This window comes from Catenibacterium sp. AM22-6LB, from assembly GCF_003435615.1.
GTDB classification, from domain to species: Bacteria; Bacillota_I; Bacilli_A; order Erysipelotrichales; family Coprobacillaceae; genus Catenibacterium; species Catenibacterium mitsuoka_A.
On record NZ_QTUM01000039.1, the window covers coordinates 6,786 to 22,379 of the forward strand.

Sequence of the window (15,594 nt, forward strand, 5' to 3'; positions counted from 1 at the left end):
TGCAACTGGTGAGTTAGTGAATCTGTTAAATTCTGCAAACTGAGTAATATACTGCCATACTTCCTTATTATTAGTATGGAAGATATGGGCACCATACTTATGTACATTGATGCCTTCTACTTCTTCTGTATAGATGTTTCCGGCAATATTAGGTCTCTTATCAATGACAAGAACCTTCTTTCCTCTCTTATTGGCTTCATGCGCAAAGATTGCGCCATAAAGACCTGATCCTACTACTAGATAATCATATTTCATATTGATGTCCTTCTTTCGTCTCTTCAATAATACCATAATCTCTATAATAAAACGAGGGTCTATACAACCCTCGTCACTTAATTAGTTTGTTTTCTTTTCTGCTTCTTTAGCTTCTTTTTCAGCTTTTTCTACATCAAAGATTTTCTTTTCAGTATCAATCTTCTTACCATCACACATAGCGTTGATGTATTTAGAATTTAATTCAATACTGTCTTCATCTGGGATACTATACCACAACCTAGTCTTAGGCATTGAGTAACCACCAGTCTGCATCACACCTTCACCCTTAAGGAATGATTTCTGGAAATCCCATTTAATGTTGTCATCTAACTGCTTATTAACTAAAGCTCTGATACTTGAAGATGGCATATTAGTTGTAAATGTATCTTTGATAGAATCTAAGATTTCACTATAGTTAGTTAAGATCTTTGGAGATACTGCTTTCTTGATAATAGCCTGTAATACTGCCTGCTGGTTTTCAGTTCTATGCTGGTCACCAGACTGGTATGTATAACGTTCTCTTGCGAATGCAAGGGCCATACGTCCATCCATATGTACATTGCCCTTAGGAATCTTAATACCATGGTCTGTATAAGGAATAAATGCCTTATCAGAATAAATATCAATACCACCTAACGCATCAACTAACTGGATAACTGACTGGAAATCAACTCTTGCATAGAAATCAATGTTGATGTCTAAGAAATCTTCAATAGTCTTTATACTGTTTTCTGTTCCACCATATAAAGCAGAATGAGTTAATTTATCTTTCTTACCACAGTTTGCAAGTTTTACATAATAGTCTCTAGGAATACTTGTCATTAACATCTGACCATTGTTTGGATTAATAGTCACTAATAGGTTAACGTCTGAACGGCTGTTTTCATTTACACCACCACGAGAGTCAACACCACTAATATAACATACGAATGGCTTCTTAGTTACATTAACATCAGAAGCAGTATTTTCTACTTCTTCTACAATCTTTTCCTGCCATAATACTTTAGTCTTTGATTCAAAGTTACTATAAGTTTCTTTGATCATTTCACGATAACTTTCATTTAATAGGATTGCATCACAATCACCACTATATAAGTCTGATGCAAGCTTCGCATTATCTTCTTCACCATTACCATGGAAGCTAATCTGCTTCTGTAATTTGTCTTTTACCTGCATCGCTTTCTTTTTATCGTTTGCGTAGTAATCGATTGTTTTTCCTTTTAATGAAGAAACATTCTTATAACCACTGCTTTTTAATACTACTAAAGAATAAGTAGTTGTTTCAGTACCTACATTAGTAAGAGATGAAAGGAATGAATCACCTTTGATAATCTTACTAGTACCAAATACCATTGCGATACTTAATAAAAGAGACACTATTTTACCAATTAAAGGTCTTGCAACTTTTTTCTTCTTTGATGGCTTTGATAATAAGAACATCAATAGCCATAATACTACTAATACTGCGAATGCTGCCATTAAATACTTTGTAGGTAAGATTCCAATCTTAACTACGAAGAATGCAAGCACCGCAGATACAACAGCCTGGATACCTAGGACCAAGGCACGTGATGTAATAAACTTCATAACTACCTCCTATAATTCGGGTTCATTCGTCATTATACTCGTAAATGAAAAAATGAAAACCTTTAAAGTGATAATTACACAAAAATTACATATCATCTTCATAAACGAGTAAAATATGACTATTTATTCAAGTCTTTTTTGATTCTAGTTGTACTGATTTCAGGAGTTCTAGGTAAGTATACTACTTCTGCACCTTCTTCTTCTAAGAAGTCAAACTGACCTTTCCAGTCATCTCCCATGACAAATGTATCAACATGATATTCATGAACATCTTTACGTTTCTGATCCCATGCACATTCAGGAATAACTAAATCTACATATCTAACTGATTCTAGTAACTGTTTTCTCTGTTCATAAGTAAAGTAACACTTCTTCTGTTTTTCATTCCAGTTGAATTCATCTGTTGATAAACCAACGATTAAGTAATCACCTAATTCTTTAGCTCTTCTTAATAGGTTAATATGACCATAATGTAATAAGTCAAAAGTCCCATAAGTAATAACTCTCTTCATTCCACTTTTCCTCGTCTTTCTTAATACTGACTCTTCAAATACATCATTAATAGATGGAAGAGGTGTTTCTGATTTTAAATCTCTCTGTAATAATGCATTCACTGCATCTTTTGGATTCAAGCCTTCATTAACGATTTTATTGACAGTCATTACAATAGGCATATCCACTTTATAAGTTTCTGCAAGCTGAACAGCTGCTGGCAATGCATTAATACCTTCTACAACCATTCCTACTTCCTTAACTGCCTCTGCTGGTGTCTTACCTTCACCAATCAAATGACCTGCCTGGTTGTTTCTACTGAATTCACTTGTACAAGTCACAATCAAGTCACCCATACCAGTTAATCCACTAAATGTATGTGGTGTACAGCCGATTCTACCACCAAGTCTCTCCATTTCTGCAAGACCTCTTGTGATTAAAGCTGCACGGGCATTATCACCATAACCTAAGCCTCCAGAAATACCAGCAGCTAACGCAATAATATTCTTTAATGCACCACAGATTTCAATTCCTTTTACATCGTTATTTGTATACACACGCATAAATGGACTACTAAAGAACTTCTGTACATATTTAGCTGCATCTAGATTCTTACATGCTGATACAATGGCAGTAGGTAATCCTCTCGCCACTTCTTCTGCATGAGTAGGACCAGATAATGCAACAAGATGTAGTGTGTCATTATCAAGTACATCTTCAATAACTTCAGTTAAAGTCATGAATGTATCTGCTTCAATACCTTTCGCAACATCTACAATAATCTGATTGTCTTTAATGTAAGGTTTAGCCTTTTCAGCTGTGCTTCTTACAAATACAGAAGGTACCGCAAACATAATAATATTCTGATTAGTACATGCTTCTTCTATATCTGTTGTATAACGAATAGATTCAGGAAAATCAACACCAGGAAGTTTTGGATGTGTATGTGTTGTGCTTAACTGTTCCACTTCCTGTGGAAGGGCAGACCATACTGTTACTTCCTTATCACAATTAGCCAGCATTCTTGCAAGAGCCATACCCCAAGTACCTGCTCCTAAAATACCGATTCTCTGTTTATCAGGCATATTTCTGTTTTCCTCCTTCATATGAATATAATTATTTTACATCATTCATATTCATTAGTCATTACAATAAAAGTATACCCTTTATTGTTTTATAAGTCAAAAAGCGCAGATTTATGCGCTTTTGTGTTTTAGTTTATTAAAGATTTGTGTCAATATTTCAACCACAAGTTTTTCTTTCATGATAATGAGTACAAGACCATATACACCAAAGAACAAGATAGCTGAAATAACGAGTGTAATAAATACATGTAGATTTAATGCAGTCACCCAGAAAGATGCAAGTGATGCAAGAATAATCGCAAGAATAATCTTTAAGTATTTAATATCACTAAAGGCTGTTTTGATTTCATTCTTTAACGCAATACACTGTACGACCATAACCGCAAATTCTGCAAGTAATGTACCAATTGCAGCACCACTTGATTGATATACTGGAATCAATAATGCATTAACCACTAAGTCAATCACTGCACCAACTATTTCAGATACGAGTACAGCTTTTTCATATCCTAATGGTACAAGAATCTGAATACCCAAGATATTTGTAATACCAATAAGGAGTAGGGTAGGCATGATAAGCTGCATAGGTACAACTGCTGGCGCAAAGGCATCACCTGATAAAAAGAAGATACCCTGTTTTGCGAAGAGAATGAAATAGACCATCATTGGTGATGCAATGATGAATACGAAATTTAATGCTTTTCTGCTTAGTTTCTTAAATTCATCCATTTGCTGGTGTTCAATATAATAAGCCGCTCTAGGAAGTAATACAGTACCTAGTGAAGTAACGATAGATACTAAAATATTCTTAATCTTAACAGCTGCACCATAGTAACCAACATCTGCATTAGTAGCCATGAAACCTAACATAACTGAATCTAGATTAGTATAGATTGTAGTTGCACAGCTCATCGCAAAGAAGATAGCGACTGGCTTGAAATGTCTCTTAAAGTTATAGTGTCCAACTGGTTTTAAACCAATATACTTATGGGCATTTAGTAAGTTAAGAATAAATGAAGCACTTGCCGCAAATACTGTAATACCTGCATACATAATATAATCGTTCTTTGAACGAACTAACATAAACATTGCGATAAGTCCAATAAACTTGAAGATAATAGAACGGATAGTAATATATGTATACTGTTCTAAAGCTTTATAAAGCCATTCCATACCTATTGTAGTAAGTAGGATAGTACTACTAGTAATCACATACAACATCTTGTCAGATGCAAGCTTTGGAACTGCGAATAACGCAATAATAAACGCAACATAAGAGATTACAGTCATGACAAGATTTATAATTAATAATTCTTGTGTTGTTCTTGTGAGTTTTTCATGATCATCTCTTACCTGTGCACATACTTTAATACCATATGTCGGAATACCTAACTGCGCAAACATTGAGAAATAAGTAATCAATGATGTCGCAAAGTTAACCTGACCTGTTCCTGTAGGCCCTAATACTCTCGATACATATGGGAATGTAATAAGTGGGAATATGAATGAAGACATTGTAAGTAATGCATTCATAATGAAATTCAACTTAAGTGATTTCTGCTTTTTCATACAAAACCTCTCTTTCCTTGTTACAAACCGCAATAATTATAAATCAAAAATAATAAGAGTTAAAGAAGAAAAAGAGGCTTTAAGCCTCTTCAATTTCTTTGATTGCCTGAGTTAGGTAATATCCATTTTTAAGTCTATTAGAAACAACTGCGACATTTTTAACCATTTCGAAGTATTCTTCTTCACTTAGACTCGCAAATTTTTCTCCAAGTTCGTCTAAAGAGTTGACTGTGATACCTAAGCCATGTTCTTCTACAAATTTAGCTTCTGCAGCTTCCTTCCAGATTACTACTGGAATACCAGATACTAAATATAAAGATAATTTATGAGGGTTATTATATTTTAAGTACTCTCCTGTATTACCATCACATTTTTCAATAGAACTTCCATCCCATACTAAACCAAAACCACTATATAACTGGTTATTGATTTCATCAGGTGGGAAAGCACCATGATAAGTAATATTAGATGCAAGAATATCTTCATTTAAATGTACACCATATAAATCAAAATGAACTGCTTTAATATCCTTTAGCTTTGCAAGATAGTTACTCTTCTTTTCATCTAGGTTACCTGCAATACTTACTGAACGATCAAACTTGATTGTATTATTTGATTCACATAAATAGTCAAAGATATGAAGATTATGAATCTTTTCTCTGTTTACTCCCTGTGTGACTAAATAATCAATCATACAATCGTTATGCGCAATAATATAGTCAGAGATGTCATACATCTTATGATCCATATATTCAAAATCATCCTGAGCATTTAAGAATAGCTTTCTTAATGAATCTAAGTCATGAATAAGGAATGCTAGCTTGATATGCTTTTTCTGTTTTACCTTTTCTAAGATATCAATATATTTCTTATTCACATAAAGAGGATGAGGTACTACAAGTAAAGCACCTTCATCAATCTTATTTAAATGATTGAAGGCTAAGAAGTTATGTACCTTCTTGATATACTTGTTTCCTGATTTATAAAGATTAATTTCAAATGGTTCGTAGCCATTCTTATGAAGAATCTTATTACAATCCTGAACAGCTTTAGTGCTGGCATCAAGATTAGAATCAATTGTGACCTGTAAATAATATTTTTTCATAACTGTTTTCCTTTCTTTAATCATCTAAGTAGGATTTTAATCTCTTTGCTTCTGTATCGATATCAAATCCTTGTTCTTTGATGATATCCGTATATTTATTTCTATCAATGTCTCTTGAAGTGAATTGACTATAAATCATATCTGCCCATTCTACAGGAGATTCATCTAATGAAATATATGTAAGTAAATCTGTAATCCCTACACTTTCTGGGACAACTGTCTTGGAAGTAAAGGATAACAGTCCAGAAGCCTGAGCTTCTAATAATGATATACCAAATCCTTCAAAGCGAGAAGGGAAAAGGAATATATCAGCCGCTGATAGTAATTCTGGAATATCGCTACGTAAACCTAATAGCTGTACACTATCAGTAAGATTTAAGTCAGAAATCTTCTGTTCAAGTTCACCTCTTAATTCACCATCACCTACTAATACGAGTTCAAAACGATCATCCCTATTCTTTAACTCTTCAAAGATATCAATAAGAAATAACTGGTTCTTTTGATAAGTGAATCTTGCGGTATTCATTACGACAATCTTATCTTCTACATGTTGATCTTTACGATAAGCAGCTCTGACCTCTCTATCAAATTTAAAACGATCTGTATCTATCGCATTATTAATGACATGATAACGAGAACTTTGTCTTACATCATCTTCAAAGAAGAATTCTCCCGCAAGTTCTGAGCAGGCCCAATAATCAGTGGCATACTGTTTTACTTTCTTTTTATTCTTATAGTGCATGAACTTATAGAAGAGTGCTTTCTTACCTTTCATCATGAAATCATTATTGTGTGCATGTACAATCACTTTTTCAGGAGAACATAACTGTGCATATTTCAATAAACCAAAATTACCTAAATCACAGGCATTAAACCAGATGATATCGTAATGATGATGTTGAAAGAAGTAAGTCAATTCCTGTTTAAATTCTTTAGCTTGTTTAAACTGACTTGATTTAATTGTATAAATTCTAGAATTATTATCTAGAATCTCCTGACTGTAAGCACATGTCTCAAATGTAGTAAGGAAATCTATTTTAAAGGTGTCTTTTAATTTTCTAAAGTATGTCATTAAAAAGCTTTCTATGCCACCTGGATTAGGTGTCATTCCAATAATCAATACACTCTTCATAATAAGCCTCCATTTGTATTAAGGCAAAGATCTTAAATCTTTGCCTTAATGATTAATTAAATTCCTTTTTAACTCTATCCAATGCAGCTGCGATAACTGCATCCATATCATAGTACTTATATTCTCCAAGTCTTCCACCAAAGATCACTTTAGTTTCTGCTTCTCCTAGCTTCTTATATTCTGCATATAAGGCACCATTCTTTTCATCATTGACTGGATAGTATGGTTCGTCTCCAAGCTTCCATTCAGAACTGTATTCTCTACTGATGACAGTCTTTGGCTGTGTACCGAATTCAAACCACTTATGTTCAATAATTCTTGTCCAAGGAGTTTCGGCATCTGTATAGTTTACTGCCGCATTTCCCTGGAAATTTGGCTTATCTAATACTTCTGTTTCAAATCTTACTGATCTGTATTCTAGTGTACCTAGCTTATAGTTAAAGTAAGCATCAATAGGTCCTGTATAAACTACCTTATCTGCAAGGCTATCTAGTTCTTCCTTGTTTTCTAGATAATCTGTATTAAGTCTTACTTCAATACCTTCAAGCATGTTTTCTACCATCTTTGTATATCCACCCATTGGAATACCCTGATATAACGCATTGAAGTAGTTATTATCAAAAGTAAGACTTACTGGTAATCTCTTGATGATGAATGATGGAAGTTCATTACATGGTCGTCCCCATTGTTTTTCTGTATATCCTTTGATTAGCTTTTCATAGATATCTCTACCAACTAATGAAATAGCCTGTTCTTCAAGGTTCTTTGGTTCTCCCTTGATCTCTTTTCTCTGTTCTTCAATCTTGGCAGCTGCTTCTTCTGGAGTTACAACACCCCACATCTTATTGAATGTATACATGTTGAATGGAAGAGAATAAAGTTCTCCCTTATAGTTCGCAACTGGTGAGTTAGTGAATCTGTTGAACTCTGCAAACTGAGTAATATACTGCCATACTTCCTTATTATTTGTATGGAATATATGAGCACCATACTTATGTACATTGATGCCTTCTACTTCTTCTGTATAGATGTTTCCGGCAATATTAGGTCTCTTATCAATGACAAGAACCTTCTTTCCTCTCTTATTGGCTTCATGCGCAAAGATTGCGCCATAAAGACCTGATCCTACTACTAGATAATCATATTTACTCATCTAAATGTCCTCCTTGGTTAAATAGTAAATCATTTAATACTGGTATAATCATAAAACAGAATATTGATAGTGTGATAGAAATAATTCTAGGGTTCAACAAACTGAATGTTGTAATAATGAATGAAATAAATAGTAATCCATCTTTCTTATTCTTATATAAATACCAAATTACTATTGATGCAATAATAAAGAATGCGATAAAGAAAATCCATCCATTTTCAAATAAGATTCTCATATACTCGTTATCAATAAAGTTACTTCTAATAATAGCATCTTCATTTCCTTTAGTAAGTGAATACCCAACTAAATCTATATTCGAACCAAATAAACTAAATCCATAACGTTTAAAGTCATAGAATGTCTGATAAAGTCTATTAGAGAATACATGATTTAATTTATGTGCAATCTTAAACACAATACTATTCACATTCATTGTATTAAAAATCAATCCATACAACATCACTAATACAAAGCTTCCAATCGGATAGAGAGGGAAGCATATTGCAAAAGCCTTTTTAAAGAATTCTATAATCTTCTTGAACTTTCCAAGAATATCCACAGAATTCATAAAGATACAAATAAGAATCAATTCAGATACAAGTAATTCTGTTCTTGAGTCTGTTAAGAAATATACAAATACAATAAGCAGCTGATATAAACCTAGCTTTTCAGGACTGATTTTAAAATTCTTCTTATATGAATAATAGAGAATCAAAAACATTACAAATTGAGATAAATAAGTAGGATAACCAAATCCTAAAGAATGTCTCATAGTGCCATCAGCTCTATTATTGACATAATCATGCATAAGTCCTAATGAACTTAAAGTTGCAATAAGAATTAATGAGATGAACTGAGTAGAAAATAATGTATTCACTACATCCTCGAACTCAAAACAACTTGCATAGATTAATGTAAATAATAAGAAGACCAATGCTTTATTTTTAGTAAGAAGTAAATTCATCACAATACTAATTAATGCAATAATCACAACTCCCGCAATAAAGTACTGTTTCTTATCAAAGTTCTTAATTTTATTGGTATAGCTCTTCAAGTCTAAAGTCTTGACTTTTTTGCATATTACAAACAAGAAATACACATAACAAACATATCTCAACAGCTTACATAAAGTAGCTGCCTTCGCAAAACTATAGCTCAATGTTGTCATATCCAACATTAGTGTGAAATAGTAAATAGCTAAAACAACCATCCCCATCTGGGGTGTTCTTATTTTTTGAATAAATGTCTTTATTTTGTTGTTCATTGAATACCCCCTCATTAACGCATGCTCATATATCTAAAGCTATATGGTGCACCACAGAAATTACTAATTAGATCAGTGACACTCATATTAATAAGATATCTCTGTCCCTGATGAATCACAGGAATGAATGCATAGTCACGCATTGCGACTCTTTCCGCATTTAAGAATGCATAATAACGTTCATCCTGATTTTGTGCATTGACTGCAGCTGTAAAGAAGTTATTAAATTCATTACTAGAATAATGATTAATACCTTGATTATTAACTGCAAGAGGGGCTAAATAATCATAAGCATCATTACATACACCTTTGATACGTAATAAAGATAATTCTGCCTGTTCATAATCCACTGTATTCACTTCTTTTAAATACACCTTGAATTGTTTAGTTGATTCAAGATTCTTTTTAATTTCACTCGCAATAATCTTTGATTGTGGATATTCTTTTGTATAAGTCAAAGTAAAAGTAAAATTCTTTAACTTATATTCTTTAAGAAGCTTAGATAAAGATTTCTTCGCTTCTTTTTTATTGTATTTCAACTTATATTTAGAAGCATCTCTCATAAACTGCTTCTGTGAGTTGAAACAGATTCCCATAGGAAGTAAACCTTCAGCCTTCTGAGTTCCGTCATTCAATACATTTTTATCGTATTTATTTCTTCTAAGTAATGAAGACATTGCTTCACGTACTCTTAAGTCTGATAAATACTGATCCTTAAAATTAGGCACTAAATCCCACATAACACTATCGCTATCTGCAGTGCTTGAATCTTTAGCATCATACTTCTTAACTTTTTCACCTGTCACTGATGCAAAATCAATCTTACCTTCATCAAATAATTTGATTTTTTCATCATTACTGATTCCAAAAAACATATTCACTTGATCAATATTCGATTTATTCGCAAAGTAACATGTCTTATTCTTCTTTAAAGTAATCTTATCTTTAAAAATAGAAGATACCTTATATGTCCCACATGATAATAGTGTCTTAGGAGAAGTCGCATACTTGTCTCCCTGTTCTTCTACAAACTTCTGATTTAATGGAAAGAAGACTGGCTGAGTCACTAAATCCATAAAACGTGTTGTCTTATATTGAAGATGTACAACCAATTTCTTATTCTTTACATAAACACCTAAAGAATCTGCAGGTTTTAAACCTTTATAAATATCATCAGCACCTGCAATGGCTGCACCATAAGATGTCAATAGCTTAGATGCTTCAGAACGCATAGATAAGGCTCTCTTCCATGCATAAACAAAGTCTTCTGCAGTCACAGGATCACCATTGGACCACTTCACGTTCTTTCTGATTTCAAAAGTATATGTTTTGCCATCCTCACTCACTTTTTTACTCTTCGCAATAGCTGGCTTAAGCTTACTCTTCACATTATAGGCATATAAACCATCACCAAATGCCTGAATCACATTTGTAGATGTTTCATCAATAGCCTTTGATGCATCTAAAGATGTCACATAACCAGAATCCGCAAAATTAAATACTTTTTGTGAATCTGCATTATTAGTCAAAGAACAGCCTGTCATCAAACTCATTGCAAGTACAAGTGTTACTATTTTCTTAAATAACTTCATTAAAAACTCTCCCCATACTTCTTATGTAAGAACTTAGCCTTTAAGAATCCCATTCCCTTTTTAAACATGTTGATCTTTTCCATATATACAAATGGAACTTCTTTGTAGGCATAACCGTTCTCATTCATCCAGACATCTAATAGTACTTCACTAATTCTACCTGGATAACGTGCATGGAAGCTATTATATTCAGTACCTTCAAATCTTTTAGTGAGTTCAAATAGAATATCAAATAACCATTCACAATAAGCATCAAAATATTCTTTCTTCATCACAAACATATTAAAAGCATGCATTGTTTTACCCTTCATATGCTTATCAAAAGCAGGTAAATATTCAGGACACTTCTCTTCAATAATCTTTCTTGTTTCATCTAATGGTTCAGGATAAAGTGTATGAACATAATGATCATAAATTGTTTCAATATAATAATTACGTCTCTTAGTCACTAAGATATCATTATCCTTTAATAGTTCTTCTGCTTCCTTAGAAGTAAGTACACAATCAAAAGGATCCTTTGTCTTGTTCTTTACTCTAAAATGTCTACGATAATGGGCTAAACCTACATAATCTGCATCTAGGTTCTTCCAAGCCCAATATAATCCTGTTAATTCACAATACTGTGAATTTAAATTAGAAATATTATCACCTGTATTATCACGTGTATATCCAAGATCATCCTTACCTTCTGCACCAACCTGTACAGGAATATACATCTCATCATCAGGCATACGATACTTCTTATGTGTCGCAATAATAATCTTTACTGATGGCATATTCATAACTCCTTTACATTGATCCTTCTTTTTTGAAAACAACCTGTACTGTTTTCAATAAGATCTGAATATCATGACTGAATCTCCAGTTCTTGATATATTCTTTATCTAATCTTGCGATTTCTTCAAAGTCAGTGATATTACTTCTACCACTTACCTGCCATAACCCTGTAATACCTGGCTTAAATGCAAGACGTGCTCTATGACGTAGTTCATATTTATTCCATTCATCAAGAGTAGGGGGTCTAGTACCTACTAAACTCATATCACCCTTTAATACATTGAAGAACTGTGGAAATTCATCTAAAGACCAGTCTCTAATGAAATTACCAACACCCTTCTTAATAGTACCATCGGCTTTCTTTTTACAGCCAATAATACGAGGGTCATATTCAAGTTTGAACATCATACCATCTTTAACTCTATTTTGAGCCATAAGTTCTTTCTTTCGCTCTTCAGCGTCCATATACATACTTCTAAACTTATACATATTGAACACTTTACCATTTCTACCAACTCTCTTCTGTTTAAAGAAGATTGGTCCTGGAGAGGCAATAAAGATAGCTGGGCCTAAGAAGATAGTCAAAATAAGAGTAATCAAACAGCCAACTAAACCACCAAGAATATCTAGTATTCTCTTGGCAATCCAGTCATATTCATTAATAGAGTTCATGCTGACAGTTAATACCTGGTTTTCACCCATTCTTTCAAACTGTTTGCGATATCCTTTTAATGAGTTATATTCACTGATTTCTACATGAACAGCGAGTCCCATTTCAGCTAAATCTTTAACTAAAGACGTAGAGAAAACATCTTCCCTAGGAAGAATTACTAACGCTTCATCCATCCACTGTCTTAATACATAATCTATAACAGTATCCTGAGACGCCACAATAGACCAGCCATTTGATTTCTGACCTTCCATATTCTTATCTAGAACTGCAAAACCAACACTCTGGTATTCATCCAAACCAAATGTTTTCTTATTCTCTGTAATAGAATCAATAAAATCAGACTCTGTAATCACGATAAGAGACTTTTTATTATTCTTTCTTCTACGTCTTACAATTGGTTTCATCACACAATGTACAATATAAGTAAACATTGCATCAAATACACATGTAAAACCTAAAGTTAAACGTGATACATCATCTTTTTGCGCATAGAAAATATAAGCAGTAGAAACAACCATTAATAATAATGATTTCTCTATTACTTTAATCATTTCTGTAATATTATTACGCTTCAAAATATTCTTTAAAATATTAAAGAATATAATAATTAACATATCTAATAGGGTCATGACTATCGCAATATTGACATACAATGATCTTGTATATATATCAAGTATTCCATGACGCATGTAGTAAGCTAGAAATATAGCTAACTGTAGACAGATAAGGTCCGCAATTAAGAAATCTAAATGCTTCGCCCATCCTCTTAATTTCCTTTTATACATCTTTTTTTCACATCCTTATTTTTAAGTTCATACATAAATTACTATACCACAAAATAGTCTATAATTCAGTTCATTGCTGTTATTATACCTTATTACAAGCGCTATCTATGTGTAATTTCTGTGTAAATATGTAATTTAAGGCAATACTTTCTTCCCTAATCTTAGTTTACGAATGAGTGCTGTAATAATAATAGTGATAGGAATAACAAAAAAAGGCATACCTAAACGATAGAAGATTGACTTTGTATAATTTGTAAGATGTAGGTATCTGTTTAAGATTTCAATAATGTAATAATGCATTAAATAAATAGGGAATGTATATTTCTTAATGAACTGTACAGATTTAGATATTTTAGTCTGCATGACTTTACTACTGATCTGTCTGATAAATAAGAAAACCGCACCAGAATACATCAAAATAGGGGCCTGCATTAAATTCTTATAAATCTGACTTACACCACCTAATGCATAAGATTCAAAATAAGTACCTCCAAAATGCATTAAAAAACCTGCCAAACCAAGAATATAAATAATACATCTTTGATTAAGTGTAAAATCTATCTTATGAATCAAATAACCCATTACTACAAAGATTACATAACCACTTACAACATTAATTCCTAAAGGCCATGCCATATCAATATGGAAGGCTGATAGAAGGAATGGAATAGTTCCATTGAAAATAAAACCAATAAGGAATAAGTATTTAAATAGTTCTACTCTCTTTTCTTCTTCAACAGAAGCAAATAGAGGAATAGATAAATAAATCCCAAATAAAGGCATAAAAAACCAATAAATACTCACAAACTGATTATTAATAATACCATCTACTAGAACTCTTAAGGTTAAATCAGATGGTTTAAGTGTGTGTAAGAAAACAATATCAAATACTAGACCTACAAATGTCCAGAATAGAAATGGAATCACTGTCTTAGAGAAACGTTTCTTTAAAAAAGTCTTTGTATCATATCTCTTTTGATAATCCATCAATGTCACACTTGAAATCATAAAGAATACAGGAACTGCAAAAATAAATACACTTTCAATTAAGTTCGCAGTAATCCAATATCTTGATTTATTAAACTCCCAGAAACATCCATTTGTATGTAGAAATACAACTGCAATTGCCGCAATAACATTCGCAAAATCAATATATTCAATCTTTTTCATTTTCATACTCTTTCTCCCTCGTATTCTAATCACTCACTCTTGAAGACAAATAATTTGCTAATGATATAATTCGCAATGACCACAAGAACCTGTGCGAACACTTTCACAATAATACTATTCATAAATAATATCTTTATCCCTACATACAATACAGCTTCTTCCATGAGAAGAGTAGCGACACGTCCTCCAAAAAACGAAATCATTTCTTGAATAATACCTTTTACATCTTTCGCTGTATTTTCGAAAACCCAAATACGATTTGTCACATAAGCAAACAATACTGCAAGTATCCAAGAAAAAATATTCGCAACCATTGGATCCATATGCATACTCACATCAAAAAATGCATAGGACCCAATACTAATAACTGTTGTTAGACCTCCAAAAAATAAATAGAGTAATACTTCTTTATATTTTTTATAAAATGGATTAAAGATGCGTAAAAATTTCCATTCCATAATTCTATCAAATATATCTTTATTCATAAACCCTCCATAAATGCTCATACAACTTAAGTATACAACATTTTTAATACTTATCCCAATCAAATTACATAACACAAAAAAAGTTCCTTCACGCTGATATGATGACCTCCCAGTAGACAGTGCAAATAATTAAAAGCACTGTTTGCTGAGGAGGTTTTTCTTATGGGAAGAAAAAGCAAGTTTTCTAAACAACAAAAAATTGAAATATGTAGAAGGTACTTAGATGGCAGTGAATCAGTTATTAGTCTAGCAGAAGAAATAAATGCAGGTAAAACCACAATTGAAAGGTGGATTAAAATCTTTAAAGCATATGGTGATTCCGCATTTGATGAGAAGCCTGCAAATGAATCATATACAAAAGAGTTTAAAAGGAAGGTTGTAGAAGAATATCTTGCTGGTGAAAGTTCACTGATAGATATTGCGCTAAAATATAATATTCCTTCAGATAGTACAGTACTTGCATGGGTAAA

The 15,594-nt window shown here is 32.5% G+C and carries 14 protein-coding genes and 1 pseudogene; 1 reads left to right on the forward strand and 14 read right to left on the reverse strand.

Annotated elements, in window-relative coordinates; all coding sequences use genetic code 11:
- From DW269_RS08715 to DW269_RS08775, 14 genes and pseudogenes are all read right to left on the reverse strand, one after another.
- The coding region (locus DW269_RS08715; RefSeq protein WP_117459418.1) for an NAD(P)-binding protein at positions 1 to 255 on the reverse strand (255 nt) is incomplete at its 3' end.
- 81 nt (positions 256 to 336) lie between these two features.
- Positions 337 to 1,842: an LCP family protein gene (locus DW269_RS08720; protein ID WP_117459406.1), complete on the reverse strand. Its 1,506-nt coding sequence runs from the start codon at positions 1,840 to 1,842 to the stop codon at positions 337 to 339.
- A gap of 119 nt (positions 1,843 to 1,961) precedes the next feature.
- Positions 1,962 to 2,354 (reverse strand): glycerol-3-phosphate cytidylyltransferase, encoded by a 393-nt coding sequence (gene tagD, locus DW269_RS12990; RefSeq protein WP_226793721.1) that lies wholly within the window; start codon positions 2,352 to 2,354, stop codon positions 1,962 to 1,964.
- A 78-nt stretch (positions 2,355 to 2,432) separates the two neighbouring features.
- Positions 2,433 to 3,440 (reverse strand): annotated as a pseudogene (locus DW269_RS12995) (NAD(P)H-dependent glycerol-3-phosphate dehydrogenase); the annotation flags it as partial.
- Positions 3,441 to 3,530: 90 nt separating this feature from the next.
- Positions 3,531 to 4,988 carry a flippase gene (locus DW269_RS08730; RefSeq protein ID WP_117459408.1) on the reverse strand — a complete coding sequence of 486 codons (1,458 nt, stop codon included), beginning with the start codon at positions 4,986 to 4,988 and terminating at the stop codon, positions 3,531 to 3,533.
- A 79-nt stretch (positions 4,989 to 5,067) separates the two neighbouring features.
- Positions 5,068 to 6,093, reverse strand: coding sequence for a hypothetical protein (locus DW269_RS08735; RefSeq protein WP_147321689.1), 1,026 nt, complete (start codon positions 6,091 to 6,093; stop codon positions 5,068 to 5,070).
- 16 nt (positions 6,094 to 6,109) lie between these two features.
- Positions 6,110 to 7,225: a glycosyltransferase gene (locus DW269_RS08740; RefSeq protein ID WP_117459410.1), complete on the reverse strand. Its 1,116-nt coding sequence runs from the start codon at positions 7,223 to 7,225 to the stop codon at positions 6,110 to 6,112.
- 52 nt (positions 7,226 to 7,277) lie between these two features.
- The gene (glf, locus tag DW269_RS08745) at positions 7,278 to 8,378 is read right to left on the reverse strand and encodes a UDP-galactopyranose mutase (protein ID WP_117459411.1); all 1,101 of its coding nucleotides are present in this window, start codon (positions 8,376 to 8,378) and stop codon (positions 7,278 to 7,280) included.
- Entirely contained in the window at positions 8,371 to 9,642 is a 1,272-nt protein-coding gene (locus DW269_RS08750) for a hypothetical protein (RefSeq protein ID WP_117459412.1), read from the reverse strand. The genes glf and DW269_RS08750 overlap by 8 nt, the downstream gene beginning before the upstream one ends.
- Before the next feature lie 14 nt (positions 9,643 to 9,656).
- Positions 9,657 to 11,234: a peptide ABC transporter substrate-binding protein gene (locus DW269_RS08755; protein ID WP_117459413.1), complete on the reverse strand. Its 1,578-nt coding sequence runs from the start codon at positions 11,232 to 11,234 to the stop codon at positions 9,657 to 9,659.
- Positions 11,234 to 12,010 (reverse strand): DUF4422 domain-containing protein, encoded by a 777-nt coding sequence (locus tag DW269_RS08760; protein ID WP_195920343.1) that lies wholly within the window; start codon positions 12,008 to 12,010, stop codon positions 11,234 to 11,236. The genes DW269_RS08755 and DW269_RS08760 overlap by 1 nt, the downstream gene beginning before the upstream one ends.
- Positions 12,011 to 12,023: 13 nt before the next feature.
- The gene (locus tag DW269_RS08765) at positions 12,024 to 13,469 is read right to left on the reverse strand and encodes a sugar transferase (RefSeq protein WP_117459415.1); all 1,446 of its coding nucleotides are present in this window, start codon (positions 13,467 to 13,469) and stop codon (positions 12,024 to 12,026) included.
- A gap of 135 nt (positions 13,470 to 13,604) precedes the next feature.
- Positions 13,605 to 14,645, reverse strand: coding sequence for an acyltransferase (locus DW269_RS08770; protein WP_117459416.1), 1,041 nt, complete (start codon positions 14,643 to 14,645; stop codon positions 13,605 to 13,607).
- A 23-nt stretch (positions 14,646 to 14,668) separates the two neighbouring features.
- Positions 14,669 to 15,124, reverse strand: coding sequence for a GtrA family protein (locus tag DW269_RS08775; protein ID WP_117459417.1), 456 nt, complete (start codon positions 15,122 to 15,124; stop codon positions 14,669 to 14,671).
- Positions 15,125 to 15,286: 162 nt separating this feature from the next.
- Between DW269_RS08775 and DW269_RS08780 the strand changes: the two genes are divergently transcribed.
- Positions 15,287 to 15,594 (forward strand): transposase (locus DW269_RS08780; protein ID WP_147321690.1); only part of this gene is annotated, 308 nt, incomplete at its 3' end.

Bases quoted from the DNA above. Each gene is read 5' to 3' on its own strand.
- DW269_RS08720 (WP_117459406.1), bottom strand. From the start codon at position 1,842: ATGAAGTTTATTACATCACGTGCCTTGGTCCTAGGTATCCAGGCTGTT.
- tagD (WP_226793721.1), bottom strand. From the start codon at position 2,354: ATGAAGAGAGTTATTACTTATGGGACTTTTGACTTATTACATTATGGT.
- DW269_RS08730 (WP_117459408.1), bottom strand. From the start codon at position 4,988: ATGAAAAAGCAGAAATCACTTAAGTTGAATTTCATTATGAATGCATTA.
- DW269_RS08735 (WP_147321689.1), bottom strand. From the start codon at position 6,093: ATGAAAAAATATTATTTACAGGTCACAATTGATTCTAATCTTGATGCC.
- DW269_RS08740 (WP_117459410.1), bottom strand. From the start codon at position 7,225: ATGAAGAGTGTATTGATTATTGGAATGACACCTAATCCAGGTGGCATA.
- glf (WP_117459411.1), bottom strand. From the start codon at position 8,378: ATGAGTAAATATGATTATCTAGTAGTAGGATCAGGTCTTTATGGCGCA.
- DW269_RS08750 (WP_117459412.1), bottom strand. From the start codon at position 9,642: ATGAACAACAAAATAAAGACATTTATTCAAAAAATAAGAACACCCCAG.
- DW269_RS08755 (WP_117459413.1), bottom strand. From the start codon at position 11,234: ATGAAGTTATTTAAGAAAATAGTAACACTTGTACTTGCAATGAGTTTG.
- DW269_RS08760 (WP_195920343.1), bottom strand. From the start codon at position 12,010: ATGCCATCAGTAAAGATTATTATTGCGACACATAAGAAGTATCGTATG.
- DW269_RS08765 (WP_117459415.1), bottom strand. From the start codon at position 13,469: ATGTATAAAAGGAAATTAAGAGGATGGGCGAAGCATTTAGATTTCTTA.
- DW269_RS08770 (WP_117459416.1), bottom strand. From the start codon at position 14,645: ATGAAAATGAAAAAGATTGAATATATTGATTTTGCGAATGTTATTGCG.
- DW269_RS08775 (WP_117459417.1), bottom strand. From the start codon at position 15,124: ATGAATAAAGATATATTTGATAGAATTATGGAATGGAAATTTTTACGC.